15 protein-coding genes are annotated in these 15,780 nt (G+C 50.5%); 14 read left to right on the top strand and 1 reads right to left on the bottom strand.

Annotation, left to right across the window (positions count from 1 at the left end):
• Positions 1–35: 35 nt before the first annotated feature.
• Entirely contained in the window at positions 36–1,841 is a 1,806-nt protein-coding gene (locus tag KKH67_04510) for a M3 family oligoendopeptidase (GenBank protein MBU1318441.1), read from the top strand.
• 220 nt (positions 1,842–2,061) lie between these two features.
• Here the strand turns inward: KKH67_04510 and KKH67_04505 are convergent, their stop codons facing one another.
• Positions 2,062–2,880, bottom strand: a complete 819-nt coding sequence (locus KKH67_04505; protein MBU1318440.1) for a phosphodiester glycosidase family protein — start codon at positions 2,878–2,880, stop codon at positions 2,062–2,064.
• 325 nt (positions 2,881–3,205) lie between these two features.
• On the opposite strand from KKH67_04505, the gene pgsA reads away from it, so the two are divergent.
• From pgsA to KKH67_04440, 13 genes are all read left to right on the top strand, one after another.
• Positions 3,206–3,793 carry a CDP-diacylglycerol--glycerol-3-phosphate 3-phosphatidyltransferase gene (pgsA, locus tag KKH67_04500; protein ID MBU1318439.1) on the top strand — a complete coding sequence of 196 codons (588 nt, stop codon included), beginning with the start codon at positions 3,206–3,208 and terminating at the stop codon, positions 3,791–3,793.
• Positions 3,793–4,245, top strand: a complete 453-nt coding sequence (locus KKH67_04495) for a phosphatidylglycerophosphatase A (protein ID MBU1318438.1) — start codon at positions 3,793–3,795, stop codon at positions 4,243–4,245. Before pgsA ends, KKH67_04495 begins: the two co-directional genes overlap by 1 nt.
• Entirely contained in the window at positions 4,242–5,480 is a 1,239-nt protein-coding gene (locus KKH67_04490; GenBank protein MBU1318437.1) for a competence/damage-inducible protein A, read from the top strand. The genes KKH67_04495 and KKH67_04490 overlap by 4 nt, the downstream gene beginning before the upstream one ends.
• A gap of 1 nt (position 5,481) precedes the next feature.
• Positions 5,482–6,042, top strand: a complete 561-nt coding sequence (gene thpR, locus KKH67_04485; GenBank protein ID MBU1318436.1) for an RNA 2',3'-cyclic phosphodiesterase — start codon at positions 5,482–5,484, stop codon at positions 6,040–6,042.
• Positions 6,043–6,073: 31 nt separating this feature from the next.
• Positions 6,074–7,102 carry a recombinase RecA gene (gene recA / locus KKH67_04480; protein ID MBU1318435.1) on the top strand — a complete coding sequence of 343 codons (1,029 nt, stop codon included), beginning with the start codon at positions 6,074–6,076 and terminating at the stop codon, positions 7,100–7,102.
• 3 nt (positions 7,103–7,105) lie between these two features.
• Positions 7,106–7,768, top strand: coding sequence for a recombination regulator RecX (locus KKH67_04475; GenBank protein ID MBU1318434.1), 663 nt, complete (start codon positions 7,106–7,108; stop codon positions 7,766–7,768).
• A gap of 63 nt (positions 7,769–7,831) precedes the next feature.
• Entirely contained in the window at positions 7,832–9,079 is a 1,248-nt protein-coding gene (locus tag KKH67_04470; protein MBU1318433.1) for a site-specific DNA-methyltransferase, read from the top strand.
• A 16-nt stretch (positions 9,080–9,095) separates the two neighbouring features.
• Complete coding sequence (locus KKH67_04465) at positions 9,096–9,764, top strand: MjaI family restriction endonuclease (protein MBU1318432.1); 669 nt, start codon at positions 9,096–9,098, stop codon at positions 9,762–9,764.
• A gap of 48 nt (positions 9,765–9,812) precedes the next feature.
• Positions 9,813–12,380, top strand: a complete 2,568-nt coding sequence (gene alaS, locus KKH67_04460) for an alanine--tRNA ligase (protein MBU1318431.1) — start codon at positions 9,813–9,815, stop codon at positions 12,378–12,380.
• Positions 12,381–12,389: 9 nt separating this feature from the next.
• Positions 12,390–13,154: a geranylgeranylglyceryl/heptaprenylglyceryl phosphate synthase gene (locus KKH67_04455; protein ID MBU1318430.1), complete on the top strand. Its 765-nt coding sequence runs from the start codon at positions 12,390–12,392 to the stop codon at positions 13,152–13,154.
• Positions 13,151–13,744 (top strand): SIS domain-containing protein, encoded by a 594-nt coding sequence (locus tag KKH67_04450; protein MBU1318429.1) that lies wholly within the window; start codon positions 13,151–13,153, stop codon positions 13,742–13,744. Before KKH67_04455 ends, KKH67_04450 begins: the two co-directional genes overlap by 4 nt.
• Before the next feature lie 33 nt (positions 13,745–13,777).
• Positions 13,778–14,569: a GNAT family N-acetyltransferase gene (locus KKH67_04445; protein MBU1318428.1), complete on the top strand. Its 792-nt coding sequence runs from the start codon at positions 13,778–13,780 to the stop codon at positions 14,567–14,569.
• Positions 14,562–15,779 (top strand): O-antigen ligase family protein, encoded by a 1,218-nt coding sequence (locus KKH67_04440; protein MBU1318427.1) that lies wholly within the window; start codon positions 14,562–14,564, stop codon positions 15,777–15,779. The genes KKH67_04445 and KKH67_04440 overlap by 8 nt, the downstream gene beginning before the upstream one ends.
• Position 15,780: the final 1 nt, after the last annotated feature.

Raw genomic sequence — 15,780 nt, 5'->3', positions numbered from 1 at the left:
CTGCACATATTGCTGCGACGATCAAGGAGAATGAAATGAGTAATACAGCTGTCAAGTTGAACATGAAATGGGATCTCGATTCAATATTTCCGGGCGGATCAGACTCGACAGAATACAAAGAATTCCGTAACAAACTGAAACAGGACCTCGCCGCCGCAAGCAAGTCGTTTGCTGCTCTGCCGGACAAACTCGATGATTCGAGCAGAGAGCAGTATAAGATTGCGATTCTGGAATTTCAGCGGCTATCCGAGAATCTTGGGCTTGCCTATTCGCTCGCATTGTGTCTGACCGCTCAGGATGTGGATGACAAGCCGGCGCTGCAGATACTTCAGGAGACCGATGTTCTCATCTCAGAATGGCGCAATCTCGAGACGAGGCTCGAATCTCTTGCTCGCAAGCAGGATGATGCAAGTTGGATCGCGCTTCTTGAAGATTCGTCGCTTTCGACAATCAAGTTCTCCCTGACCGAACTCCGCGACAATGCGAAGCACAAGATGGCTGAGGAGTTCGAGTCGTTTGCAAATGAGCTTGCGGTTAACGGTTTTCATGCCTGGAACCGGCTATACGACAAGATGTCCGGTGATCTTAGGGTCCAGTTTACCGAAAATGGCAAGGCTGAGACAGTCTCTCTCGGCCAGCTTGCGAGCAAAATGGACAGTCCCGATCGGTCGATCCGTCAGCAGGCATTCGAGAAGCTTGAGGAATCATGGGAGACTCGTGCCGACTATGCCGCAATGTGCCTGAATTCACTCGGCGGGTTCCGTCTGTCGATCTACAAACATCGTAACTGGGAATCACCGCTGTATGAGCCGCTGGTGATGGGTCGATTGAAAGAGGATACCCTCAATGCGATGTGGACTGCTGTTGCCAATGGAGTTCCGAAACTTGTGCCGTATATCGAAGCGAAGAAGAAACTTCTCGGCATGGATAAGTTCATGTGGTACGATCAGACTGCAGCGGTTGGGAAATCGGAATCGAAGATGACGTACGATGATGCGCACGATTTTATCTTCAAGCATCTTTCCGGCTTCTCCGATGAGATGTCCGAGTTTTCACAGATGGCGTTCGAGAAGCGATGGATCGAGGCTGAGAATCGGACCGGCAAGGCGGGAGGTGGGTTTTGCACCGGATTTGGCCCGAAGAAGCAGAGCCGAATATTTATGACGTACCTTGATACATTTGGCGATATGTCGACACTCGCCCATGAGCTTGGACATGCATATCACAGTTGGGTGCTGAAGGACAAGCCACCATTCGCGAGAGAATATCCCGCCAACCTTGCGGAGACAGCCTCGATATTCAATGAGCTGCTTGTGACAGATGCTGCGTTCAAAGTCGCCGCCGGAGCCGATGAGCAGTTGATGCTGCTCGATCAGAAGCTCCAGCGGGCGCAGGTGCTGTTCTGCAACCTTTACGCGCGATTCCTGTTCGACAAGGCGTTCTATGCTGAGCGCAAGAATGGTGTCATTTCGCGGCAACGGCTCGATGAGTTGATGGTGCAGTCACAGAAAGAGGCGTTTGGTGATACGCTCGATCCTGATGGATGCCATCCGTTGTTCTGGGCATCGAAGCTGCATTTCTATCTGACAGGATTGCCGTTCTATAATTTCCCATATACTTTCGGGTTCCTCTTTGCGGGTGGTGTCTATGATCGCGCGCAGAAAGAGGGGAAGGCGTTCGCATCGAAATATCGCGATCTGTTGCTCGACACGGGGAGCATGACGACCGAGGATCTTGGTCGCAAGCATCTCGGTGTCGATCTAACTAAGCCTGACTTCTGGAATGATGCAGTCAACCGCGTGCTGGAAGACGTCGAGCCGTTTGTGAAACTGGTGGGATAGAGATCGCCACGTCGCTCCGCTCCTCGCGAAGGATGCGATAGCGTTTCACAGAGTCGTCAGGAAAGGGTTCCTGACGACGCTTACGCTACAATGCGATATATCGTGGCCGTGATCTATGATCGCGGCCGAATGCAACCAGAGACAACGCCAATGGCGTTGGCATAATGACGAAAGTCGGTATCCAGATGTTGCGGACTGTCGAAGATATCGCACGGAGAACTTACTTCTTCTTCGTGATACCGATGATGTTTGGGATGGGCCAGGCCTGGAGATTATTGTCGTTTTCTGCGTACCCGGTTTCGAAGCTTCCGCACAGGTCAATCTCGGTTTTGTTGTGCCTAATGTAAAGCTGCGCTTCGGGGCCGCCCTCGAGATGCTGCGCGCAGATGAGATCGATCGGGAGCGAGAGGAGTATTTCATTGAGGTCGTACATCGAATAGGGTGAGCGGCATATGATGAACAGAATGCGTCCGGTGCTGTCCTCACCCAAGGCTGCCTCGCTCCATTTCTTCTCCTGCTGCTGCCATCGATTCTCACCGGGTCGTTTTATCAGCCTGAGGTTTTGCACATGAGTTGCATACGTTCGAGTGATTGAATCAACGCTGCACTCATCAAGATCAAACATCCGGAATCGTGGCAAGTCGGGCATTAGCGGATCGAACGCCGCTACAGATTTGTACTGATTGACCAGCGAGTCGTGAACGAAATCCCTCGTCTTCAAGTATCCCACATGTCTGACATAGTCCTGATGAAACATGCCGGCATTGATTGCGGCTGTCAGATTGAGCTTCTCGCACCATTCTTTCGCAGTGAGGTTAAAACGTTCTTCTGACTGCGCTCTCGTGATAAGCTTCATATCCCAGAGAGCAGGGTTGATGCGCAGGACTGTGATGTCGGGATTCACCAATGCAGCCGGTGACTTGAAACGGGACACCTCGATGCCCTTATCGATCTCCTGCCAGACTGTGTCCTGCGATAGACATGGGCGACTGCAAATGAGCAGGAGCAGCAGAATACTGATCGAAAGTTTAGCAGCCATTTCGAATCGTTTTATCATCTCTGTAATCAATACTGTTTCTTTCTTATCGCAAATATAAAGAGACCGCTGGAAGGTGCAAGCGCAATCGAACCCGGGCGGGCCGGCAGGTCTGCGGCTCACGCATTAGAGTCCGTCAGGAAGGGATTCCTGACGGCGCATTTGCATAGCTCCGTATCTATCCGTATCGACCGCTCTCTCCGCATGTCCTTGAGCTACGCCTTGCCTCATATCAGGATGTTACCGAGGGTTTGGTATGAGGCCATTCTCACAAACCAATTGACATGGACTCTGTTTTGGGGTAGCTTAACGATTTTCAGATGCTATTATGAACTGGCCCAATCGTCTAACATTGATCAGGGTGTTTCTTGCCCCTGTATTCGTATTTCTCTTCCTGATCGACAATGTTTACACCAGGTTTACGGCTCTGATCATATTCATTTTGGCGGCGCTTACCGATCTGGTTGATGGCTGGCTGGCCCGGAAGTACAATATCACCACCGGGTTCGGGAAATTCATGGACCCACTTGCTGACAAGATTCTGATCTCATCAGCTCTGATAGCATTTATCGCGCTCGGGTATGCCAAACTCTGGATGGTGCTGCCGATAATCGTGCGCGATTTCTTCATCACCGGCCTGCGATCTCTGGCGGCATACAAGGGTGTTCTGATTGTCACAAGCGGATTTGCAAAAGTGAAGACTTTTCTGCAGATGATTGCGGTCGGTGTGATCCTCGTATTTATAAATCTGAAGACATTTCTTCCCATCTGGGGCGCGAATTGGGGAATATTCACAGATCCAATGGTCATCACGGCTTTTGACACCATGCTGTTTGTCACGATGGCGGTGACAGTCTGGACCGGCGTAGACTATCTTGTAAAGAACTTCTATCTCTTGAAAGGTACACTCTGGTAATGAAGAGTATCATAAGATTCTTGGCGACAGGATGTTACACGGGTGAGATGCCGATAATCCCCGGCACTTGGGGGACTCTTCCCGGTCTTGCATTGGCTATTTTCGTATTTGGAGTCGATGTTCAATTTCAGATCCTGATAACAGCCGGTGTAATTGCGATTTCAGTAGTTGTGGCATCGCTTGCTGAGAAAGAATTTGGTCATGATGCAAAGCCGATTGTGATCGATGAGGTCGCCGGAATGCTGGTAACTCTTGTTTTTGTGCCGCGAGTTTGGTATTATTATCTATTGGGATTCGTGTTGTTTCGCGCTATGGATGTTCTGAAACTTTATCCTGCGCGGAAATTCGAATCATTGCCGTCTGGCTGGGGAGTGACCGCAGATGACGTTGCCGCGGGGGTTTATGCGAATATTCTCTTGCAGGTTGTAGTCCACTTTACTAAGACCTTATGAATGCGATAATCATAACAATCGGTGACGAAATTCTTTCTGGCGCCACTATCGATACCAACGCTGCTTACATCGCGAAGGGGCTCATGTTTATCGGCATTGATGTCACGAAGCGCTGCTCGGTAGGTGACGAACGATCGGACATAAAGCGCGAGATCACACAGGCACTCGAGGACTGCGATGTAGTCATCACAACGGGTGGTCTTGGACCAACGGATGACGACATCACCAAGGAAGTCATCTGTGAGGTATTTGGTGAGCGGTTGGTCGAGCACAAGGAGACGCTTGCGGCGCTCAAGGAGCGCTACAGGCAACTCGGAGCTGCTATGTCTCACACCGGCAAAAGGCTTTGCATGCAGCCTCGAGGTGCGACATTGTTGTACAATCCGCTTGGGACAGCTCCGGGTATTCTATATGATCGCGACGGAAAGGTCTTCTGCGCCATGGCGGGGGTTCCCTCAGAGATGGAAGCCATACTTGTCCATTCCCTGATTCCTTATCTGGAGAAAAGGGGTACGGGACGTGTGATCCGCTTCAAGAACATCTCAACAATCAGCATACCCGAGTCGAGGCTCGCTGAGAAGCTGAGCGAGGGCGGGTTCGTTCCTGAGAATGTCAGGTTGGCATTTCTCCCCTCGTATGCGGGTGTGGTATTGCGGCTGCGTGCCGATGGCGAGGATCGAGCAGCGGTTGAATCCGTATTAAATGAGAACTTCAAGAGGCTATACGAAATTGTCAAAGAGCATGTCTTCTCGACAGAGAACGAGAGCCTGCTTGAGAATGTGACCTCTCTTCTGAAGAAGAAGAAGGCCACGATTGCGGTCGCCGAGTCATTCACAGGTGGAATGATGGCCAAAATGCTGACCGATATCCCGGGAAGTTCGGAGTACTTCATGGAGGGTGTCGTTACCTACTCCAATGAGGCAAAGATCAAGTATCTCGGAGTGAAAGAAACGAGCATAGAGCAGTATGGGGCGGTATCGGAGCCGGTTTGCCGTGAAATGGCTGCCGGAATGCGTGATGCGGCCGGAACCGATTATGCACTGGCATCGACCGGTACTGCCGGTCCCGGGGGCGGCACAGAGGGCAAGCCGGTAGGGCTGGTTTACCTGGCGGTGGCTGACATAAATGGTACGACTGTGCAACGACGATCATTCTCAGGCGACCGGGATATAATCCGAACGAGATCAACTTCCGTCCTATTGAACATGCTTCGGCTAAAACTCCTTGGAAAATGATATGATTCGGGCGTTTGTTGCCGTAAATATATCCGATGACCAGCGTGCCGAGGTCGGGAAAGTGATCGGCAAGTTGAGAGATTATGATGTTCGGATTAAGTGGGTCGAAGTCAGCAATTTGCATGTGACCCTCAAGTTTCTCGGAGATACCGACGAGAAGGCCCTGCCGGACATGTACGCTGCGATCGCCGATGCAGTGAGCGGAATTCAGCCGTTTGATCTGTCACTCAGAAATCTCGGCTGCTTTCCAAATGTGCAAAGGCCTCGTGTGATCTGGGTCGGGATCGATGATGGTTACGACGGTCTCAGAGATCTTTCGAGGGACGTCGAGAGGGCAGTCGAACCGTTCGGTTTCGCTCCCGAAAAGAGGAAATTTTCGGGGCATCTGACCATCGGAAGGGTCAAGGATAACAGAAACGTGGAGACATTGACAAGAGATCTATCGAAAATCGACTTCGCGTCCTCGTCGGCGAAAGTGTCGGGTTTTGTGCTCCATCAGAGCGTGCTTCGCCCACAGGGACCTGTCTATACTCCATTGAAAATATTTGAACTCACGCCTTAGAATGGGAGGGATCAAAATGGGGAGTTCGGCAATGCCGGATAAGAAGAAAGCACTGGATCAGGCATTAGTGCAAATCGAGCGACAGTTCGGTAAAGGCTCGATCATGCTACTCGGCTCGGACCAGCGCGTAGAGGGGCTGCAGGTGATCCCAACCGGCTCAATCGGGCTGGATTTCGCGCTCGGAGTCGGTGGAATACCGCGAGGAAGGGTTATTGAAATCTACGGTCCTGAGGCCTCCGGCAAGACCACTCTTGCGCTGCACATTATCGCGGAGGCTCAGAAAACGGGAGGTATTGCAGCGTTCATTGATGCCGAGCATGCGCTTGATGCGGCCTACTCCAAAGCTCTCGGTGTCGACACGAACAATCTTCTGATTTCACAGCCTGATAACGGAGAGCAAGCGCTCGAAATAGCCGATACGCTTGTCAGATCGGGTGCGGTCGATCTTGTGGTGATCGATTCGGTCGCGGCTCTTGTTCCGAGAGCGGAAATAGAGGGAGAAATGGGAGACGCGCACATGGGACTGCAGGCGCGGCTGATGTCTCAGGCTCTTAGGAAATTGACCGGCACTGTATCGAAATCGCGCACCAGCCTGCTGTTCATCAATCAGATCAGAATGAAGATCGGTGTGATGTTCGGAAATCCGGAGACCACGACAGGCGGCAATGCTCTCAAGTTCTACTCGTCTGTACGGCTCGATATTCGACGAATCGCCGCTCTCAAGGATGGCGATCAAGTGATCGGTTCGCGCACGAGGGTTCGTGTCGTCAAGAATAAGGTGGCACCCCCGTTCCGTGATACCGAATTCGATATCATTTATGGTCATGGGATATCACTTGAAGGCGAGCTTGTCGACATTGGAGCGAAGCACAACATTATCGACAAATCAGGTGCATGGTACTCGTTTGGTGGCGACAGACTCGGACAGGGCCGTGAAAATGTGAAGGCTTTCTTGGCGGAGAACATCGAGTTGAGAGATAAGATAGCTGCTCAGGTGCGTGAAGCCATGTTCAGTACTCCTGCAACTACGAGCGGTCCGGACGACAATGGTGACGAATAGCCGGTGTCCGAATCAAGCCATGTAGTAACGTCGATCAAGCCTTCGAAGAGAGTTCAGGGCAGATACTCCGTCTACGTGGACGGAAAATTTCTCGTCTCTCTTACCGCAGATCTGATCGCCAACTTCGGACTTCAGCAGGGGAGAAAGCTCTCGTCATCCGAATATGAGAGTCTTGCGGCTGCCCTTGACGAACGCAAGCTGCGTGACACTGCGTACAGACTCCTCTCCCGCAGGCCACATTCTGTGAAGGAACTTGCGGACAAACTGAGGCAGAGAGGGTTTTCCCGATCAGATATTGAGGCATTGGTCAAGGAATTTTGTGGTAAAGACCTGCTCGGCGACCGGAAATTCGCGGAGAGCTGGGTTGAGACCAGGCTTAGGCTCAAACCTCGCAGCGGGCGACTTCTCGTGATAGAGCTTCGATCCAAAGGCGTTGACAAAGAGACGGCCGAAGCGGTTGTGCGTGAGAAACTCGATGGAACGGACGAAGCGGAGCTCGCGTTCAAGCTGCTATTAGGCCGCAGGCAGAGGCTAATGCAGGAGAATTGGGTTGACACACAACGGAAAATTCACAATTTTCTGCGGTACCGAGGCTTTAACTCGGATGTTATCCTGCGTGTAGCCGAGAGATTTGAGCGGGAAGAGCGCGGCGACACAACAGAATAGCTATCGCAATGGAGGCAGGAGTTGAGAACCACACACAGAATAGTCGATGGCGATAGTAGGCAAATGAATCTGCTATCAGACGAATCTGTCCATCTGATAATCACATCACCGCCGTACTGGCAATTGAAAGACTATGGAGTGGTGAACCAGATCGGCTATTACGAGTCTTATGAGAGCTACATAAACAACATGAATCTCGTCTGGAACGAATGTCATAGGGTATTGCATCCCGGCTGTCGGCTTTGCATAAATGTCGGAGACCAATTCGCTCGATCAGTCTATTATGGACGATATAAGGTAATCCCAATTCGCACCGAGATAATCAAATTCTGTGAGATCATTGGTTTCGATTACATGGGAGCAATAATCTGGCAGAAAGTTACAACAACTAATACCACAGGTGGTGCGACTATCATGGGGAGTTTCCCTTATCCGAGAAACGGGATTCTAAAGCTTGACTATGAATTTATTCTCCTCTTCAAGAAGCAGGGCAAACCCCCGAAGCCAACAAAAGAACAAAAGGAACTTTCCGCAATGACCAAGGAAGAGTGGAATACTTACTTCTCCGGCCACTGGTATTTTGCGGGCGCAAAACAGGATGGTCATATCGCAATGTTTCCAGAGGAATTGCCGTCGCGGTTGATCAAGATGTTTGCTTTTATTGGTGATACAGTACTGGACCCGTTCCTCGGTAGTGGGACTACATCGCTGGCGGCCCATAATCTTGGTCGCAATTCCGTCGGGTATGAAATAAACCCTGAATTCATTCCGATTATAGAAAGAAAGCTGAATATATCACAGACCGATATAGCGGGAACCGAGTTTGTATTTCTGAAAGACAGTGTGAGCTCCGACTTGTCGGGAGAGATTGAAGGACTACCTTATCTCTTCAAAGATCCACATAGTCTCGACAAGAAGATTGATCCTAAGAAACTCCAATTCGGATCGAGAATTGACAAGGACGGCGGAGATCCAGAGAAGTACTTTTCCATCAAAGAAGTAATCAGCCCCGAGATGCTAAAACTCGACAACGGCTTGCTTGTTCGGTTACTCGGTATTAGGGAGAAGAAATCAGTTCATGGACAGGCTGTACAATTCCTGATTGAGAGAACAACCGGACAGAAGGTCTTCTTGAAGTTTGATGCCTGTAAGTATCATGGCGATGGCAATTTGCAGTGTTATTTGTATTTGAAAAATAGGACTTTTATCAATGCCCACCTAATCAAAGCAGGACTGGTAGATGTGGACAACAATATGGATTACAAGTTCAAAAACAGGTTTCAGAAAATGGCGGAAGAAGCAAATGGATAATACGCGGAAGTACTCAATGGAGTTTGGCAAGAAAGAGAAAGTTCTGAACTATGCTTGTCAAACTTATCAATTATCGCGACCCAACAAAGTTGGTACTGTGATGGCCCTTATAAGAGACTGTCAACCAGGGACGATTGAGGAATGGGAAGAGTGGTATTTCGAAAAGGCATACACAGCAGCCAAAACGCCAACCAAAGTAACCCGTGAGAGCCTGCGGGAGTTGGGCGAGAGATTATATGAAAAGATAACAGCAGTAGTGATTCCCGAGTGGCAAGCAGCGTTCCGACACTTGACGCGTCAGGACTGCGATGACTATATTTACAATCTTACTATTAATAGAACCTTTGACGGTTTTCTGCGGGAGAAGTCGGTGGTCAACGATGGATTGGCAAAGCTCTTCCCAGATGTGATTTTTCAAGAGAGTGATGCAGAGTTGGATCACGCCGGTGATATTGATTATTTGGCAAGAATAGGTGATAGAGCATTCGGCATTCAGATTAAGCCAGTCACAGCGAAATTCAGTTTTGCTAATTATTCACCATCTGAGAGGATGAAGGCCAGCTTCGCTGACTTCGAAGCTGAATATGGGGGTAAAGTATTCGTAGTGTTTAGTCAAAAAGAAGAAATCAGTAACAAAGAAGTGGTTGAACAAATCCGTCAGGAGATTGAGCGACTCAAGAGGTAGATGTGCGTGTCCGCTCCTGATAGAGTGACAGCTGGCAATGGGTTAGACATGAACAGCAAAGATGTCAGGAAATCATTTCTTCAATATTTCGAAGAACGCAGTCACAGGATCGTGCCGTCGTCGTCATTGATTCCAATCGATGATCCAACGCTTCTTTTCACTAATGCCGGCATGAACCAGTTTAAGCTGGTATTCACCGGCGGGGAGAAGAGACCGTATAAACGAGCGGCATCGAGCCAGAAATGTATCCGCGCCGGCGGAAAGCACAACGACCTCGAGAATGTAGGTCAGACCGCGCGGCATCAGACATTTTTCGAAATGCTGGGGAATTTCTCGTTCGGCGACTATTTCAAAGCCGAAGCGATCGAATATGCCTGGGAGTTTCTGACAAAAGTCGTCATGCTGCCGGAAGAGCGGCTCTGGGCGTCTATATATCTCGATGATGATGAGGCTTTCGGACTGTTCGAGAAGATCGTCCCGGAACTGAAAGGGAAAATTCTACGATTCGACGAGAAGGAGAACTACTGGTCGATGGGAGATACGGGGCCATGCGGTCCGTGCGCGGAAATCCATTTCGACCGAGGCGAGAAATATGGTACAGGACCGGAAGACGTCGTCAATGGTGAGAGTGAGAGATTCGTCGAAATATGGAATCTCGTGTTTATGCAGTTCGAGAAGGATGAGCAGGGGATAGTCACTCCGCTCCCGAAACCATCGATAGATACCGGCCTGGGGCTGGAGCGGATTGTCTGTGTTCTACAGGAATGCGATACCAATTATGAGACGGATCTTTTTGTACCGATCATCAAGGCAGTCGAAAGTCTGTGCGGCAGAAAATGCGTGGCCGGGCCGGAGGGAATCTCATTCAGGGTGATAGCCGATCATATCAGGGCGCTGACATTTGCATTTGCCGACGGTGCGGTGCCGTCGAGTGGTAAACGGGGAAGCGTGTTACGAAAAATTCTGAATCGCGCAGCGCGGCATGGAAGACTTCTCGGTATGCGTGAGTCGTTTCTGTATAAGCTCCCTCCGGTGGTACGGGATATCATGGGAGACACGTATCCCGAGTTGAAATTGCGTGAGGTGCACATAACGGAGTTGATTCGCGCTGAAGAGGAGCGCTTCGAGGAAACCTACGACAACGGTCTCGATTACTTTGATCGCCTCGCGAATAAGGTGACATCGTCTGGCGGGATGACAATTTCGGGCGATGAGGTCTTCAAGCTGCATGACACTTATGGATTCGACTCTGATCTGACCCTGCTCTCGGCTCGCGAGCGCGGTCTTGATGTTGATATGGATGGGTTTGAGAGAGCTTTGAGAGACCAACAGCAGCGTAGCAGACAGGCACGCGGGGCAGTCCCCTTTGTGATCAAAGTTGTAAACCCACTGAAGACTGAATTCTGCGGGTATGACGATCATTTCATGCATGAAACGATAGTCATAGATGTCAAGCCTCTCAAGGACGATCTCCTCGCTGTGATTCTGGAACGAACACCTTTCTATGCCGAATCGGGTGGCCAGGTTGGTGACAAAGGCATCTTGCAGGCAGAAGGTCTCGAATTCAAGGTTGTCAACACGCTTAAAGAAGGTAACACCTTTGTTCATGTCGGACAGAATGTGAAAGGTGATATCTCTGAATACATCGGCAAGAGCGTCACAGCGGCAGTGGACAAAGAGCGTCAGAAAGCGACTCAGCGTAATCACACCGCTACGCACCTGCTGCAAACGGCGCTTCGGGAGGTTCTTGGAGAGCATGTTCAACAGGCGAGTTCACTCGTAAAGCCAGAGGGTCTGCGGTTCGACTTCTCGCATTTCAAGGCCGTGACGCCTGAAGAGCTCAGGGAGATCGAACGGCGCGTCAATGAGCAGATACTCCGCGATCTGCCGGTCCGTTGGCAGGTCATGCCGATCGAGAAAGCCAAAGCTGCCGGAGCGATGGCGCTGTTCGACGAGAAATATGGCGACAATGTGCGAATGGTCGAGGTCGAGGGGTTCTCCCGTGAACTATGCGGTGGGACGCACGTGTCTCGAACCGGGGAAATCGGGTTGTTTCTGATCACTCAGGAGACGGCGATTGCAGCGGGAATGCGGCGCATGGAGGCGGTGACTGGTGACGGCGCATATCGGCTAGCATCGGAGAATCGCGACAATTTGGAAGGCGTTGCGAGGATGCTGAAGGTCGCGTCATCAGAAGTTGGCGAGCGCGTCGCGACTCTTGCGAAGAAGGTCAAAGAGCTTCAGAAGCAACTGGATCAGTTTAGCCAGGCGCAGGGCGATGAGCAGATCAAGTCGAATCTGAGCGATGTAAAACAGAAGGGCGACGTCAGTTATCTTGTCGCAGATATCGCAGATCGCAAAGAGGCCCAGCAATATCTCGATAATGTGAAAAACGACAAGCGCAAAGTTGTAGTGGTACTGAAGCAGGAATCGAACTATTTTATTGTCGTATCGAAAGCGGCTGCTGATAACGGGCTGTCAGCCAAGAAGGTGATTGCTCATCTCAATGACGCGTTTGATGGGCGTGGCGGCGGTAAGGATACATTTGCACAGGGTGGATCCAAGCAGGATTTCAGCCTGAACGATCTCTCTCGCGTTCTCGAAAGCGCAATCTGAGGATTTGAATTGATAGTCTACGATTATCTGTTGAAGACGGCGACGATTAAGCAGGCTGGATTTTTGATGCTGCTTGATCCGGATCGTATCGATCCGAACAGGGTTCCATCACTGGCGGCAGCATCAGCCGAGGCGGGTGTCGATGCATTTCTCATTGGGACGTCCCTGCTGATGTCGGATCATACGTCGGACGTAATCAAAGCAATCAAGAAGACCACCAAAATTCCTGCGATCCTATTTCCTGGAAACTGGCTGCAGATAACGCCTGAGGCTGACGCGATTCTGTTTCTTTCGCTGATATCGGGTAGAAACCCGGACTATCTTATAACAGAGCAGGTCAGAGGCGCGCCACTTGTTAAGTCTCACGGTATCGAACCGATTCCCACCGGTTATATTCTCGTCGAATCGGGCAAACAGACTTCGGTCGAGTATATTTCAGACACTCACCCGGTTCCGCGCGATAAGTATGATATTGCGAAGGCACATGCTCTTGCTGGCGAGTATCTTGGGATGAAATTGATCTATCTGGAAGCAGGCTCCGGCGCGATGGAATCTGTTCCGGATGAAATGGTTGCTGAAGTGAGCGAATATATTTCGAGGCCTGTTATTGTCGGTGGTGGGATTGTCTCACCCGAGGAAGCGAATCGGAAAGTCATGGCTGGAGCGTCGTTTGTCGTGATCGGCAATCACTTCGAAAAAGAGCAGTCCCGTTCATTGATTTCCGAGTTCGCTGATGCGATTCACGTTCGTACTGCTTCGGAGGTGCTACCATGAGCGATTCTGAGCGCGAACTGACTCTTGCCGCGCTGGCGGAAAAAGAGAAACTATTACTCTCGGCGGGGAATGACTATCCGGACAAGATAGCAGCTTTGGCGAAAATGATTGCTGATGTGATTTTGGCGGGTGGGAAGGTCCTTGTGTGCGGGAATGGCGGGTCGGCAGCCGAAAGCCAGCATTTTGCCGCTGAGATGGTTGTGCGACTCACCGAGAAGACAGAACGCGCAGCTCTTCCCGTGATCGCCCTTTCCACTGACACATCCGTCATCACCGCATGCGCGAACGACTACGGGTTCGAACGTGTGTTTGCGCGGCAGGTCGAAGCTCTCGGCCGCAAGGGTGACATGCTACTTACGCTCTCCACCTCTGGGAATTCACCAAACGTGAATGCCGCCGCTGCAACCGCAAAAGACCATCAGATGACAACGGCAGCGCTTCTGGGCAAAGGAGGGGGAGAACTTGCGAAGATGGCGGATTATTCGATAGTCGTGCCGTCACAATCGGTTCTCAGAATTCAGGAAGAGCATTTGTTTTTGCTCCATCAGCTTGTCGAGAGCATCCAGATTATCCTTTCGCCGGAAGTCTAATCATCCCATGACGGGCCTGGTGACTTTCATCGAATGAAATTGCAGCGCGTATCTGATAAGAAGATGATCGAAAGAGAACTTTCGTCAGATCGAGTTCGAGCTCTCTATCATCTTGGCGACCTCGACGATTACTACTTCAAAACATGCGAATGGTACTTCGTTTCGGATGCTGAGAAAGTTGCCTCGGTTATTCTTCTTTACAAAACATGGGGAACAACCCTGCTGCCTCTGGGGACTCCTGGAGGATTGCGTTTCTTTCTTGAGGAGCACTCGGATGTGCTGCCAAATGAGTTCTATTCAGTCTGGATGCCGGAACATGAAAGCGTGATGGCGGAGTTGCTCGAACTACCGGGTAGAAGGCCCATGTTCAGAATGGCAGTAGCAGCGGACACATTTTTACTCTGCAAATCTCAACGTGAAGTTGTCAATCTTGATATGTCACACATAGATGGCATTCGAGAGCTGCTCAGATCATATCCGGCCAACTTCTTCGAGGAATACCAGTTGAACACAGGTTACTATCGGGGTATATTCGATGAAGGATCGCTAATTGCGATGGCTGGAGTGCACACGATAAATCGCAATACGGGAGTTGTAGCCATAGGCAATGTTGTTACGGACGAGACATATCGTGGAAGAGGACTCGCCCGACAGGTGACCTCCAGACTGGTAGCCGATCTGCTGGTCGATCACAGACTAATCGGTCTGAATGTCAGTGCCGAGAACGAACCGGCGATTCGTGTGTACCGCAAGCTCGGCTTTGACGTTCGACTCGAATTTTTCGAGGGGGATTGTTCTAAGATGAAGCAGACAACTGATGATTAACGCCGACAACACAGTCAAGTTCTGGATCAGTCCTGCGTTGTATGGCGTTGTGGCATTCCTTCCATTTTCGATTGCCTTCTCGGAAATGTGTATTCTAATAACACTACTTGGCGTGCTGGCTCACATTGCAATCACCCATTCATTCGGTGAATTCAAGTCCTCGCTGCTGTATGCCGTGGCTGCATACATTCTGATCTCGCTCGCGTCGGCTTTGCTGTGCAAGATCAATCCGAAATCTCTGAACGAAGTTGGGCACATGTTGCTCTACATCTTTCTCTTTGCCTCGATATATTTGGGCAGGAAGGGAATATTCACAAAGGGGCATCTCTATGTTCTGATCGCCGCCCTCGCATTCGGAGCGCTTAACGGGATCGTGCAGTATTTCAACGACACGGGTATTCTGGGCCGTCGAGCACCACACAATCCCGGTATACCACCAAGGATACGGGGCACCTTTTCGAACAGCATGACCTATTCAGGCTTTTACGGAATGGCTCTGTTCTTCCTGATGCCATTGCTCAAGACTCGGATTAGATGGTTGAAGATGTTTGTTGCTGCAGCTGTTCTGCTGCTTCTGGCGGCGGTTGTGCTTTCGTACGCAAGAGGAGCGCTTCTGGCGACGATAGTCACCTCGTTTGTGCTGGTGGTCCGACAACGGAAATACTTGCTGCATTTTCTGGGAGCTGTGGTGGTTATCGCGATCGTGAGTTACTTCCTCCTGCCGGAATTAGTGTCCAGAATGCAGTATGCATTTAGCGGCGATGCCGGATTCAGCACGTACAAATTACGGTTGCTCTATGCAGAGGCGGCGTGGGATTTCTTCACTGCCAATCCATTCTTTGGAATCGGACCCGGAGCATTCACTGCAGCTTATGAGGTTTGGAAACCATCTGCCGATTTCCTCCCGGCAGCCCATGCCCACAATGAATACCTCGAAGCACTGTCGACTAGGGGGATATTCGGACTCCTGGCATTTCTGACAATTCTTGCTGTCATACTTCGGAAACTCGGCAGTTCGATACGAAAACTCGGAGAAAATGAAGCGCATCCGTTGGTGAGAGGCACTTTCTATGGTCTACTATTCCTCTGCATAGCATCGCTGTTCGAATGCCATTTTGCTGACGAAGAAATTTTCAATTTCTTCAGTCTCGTCGTAGGACTTGGGTTGGGGTTATCGGGAAAAGCGCTCGCAGAGTTCGATTCAGCGTGAC

The sequence above is a fragment of the Candidatus Zixiibacteriota bacterium genome, assembly GCA_018820315.1.
Classification (GTDB): Bacteria; Zixibacteria; MSB-5A5; order JAABVY01; family JAHJOQ01; genus JAHJOQ01.
The sequence above is the reverse complement of the archived record's forward strand: the minus strand, read 5'-3'. Positions and strand labels throughout refer to the sequence as shown.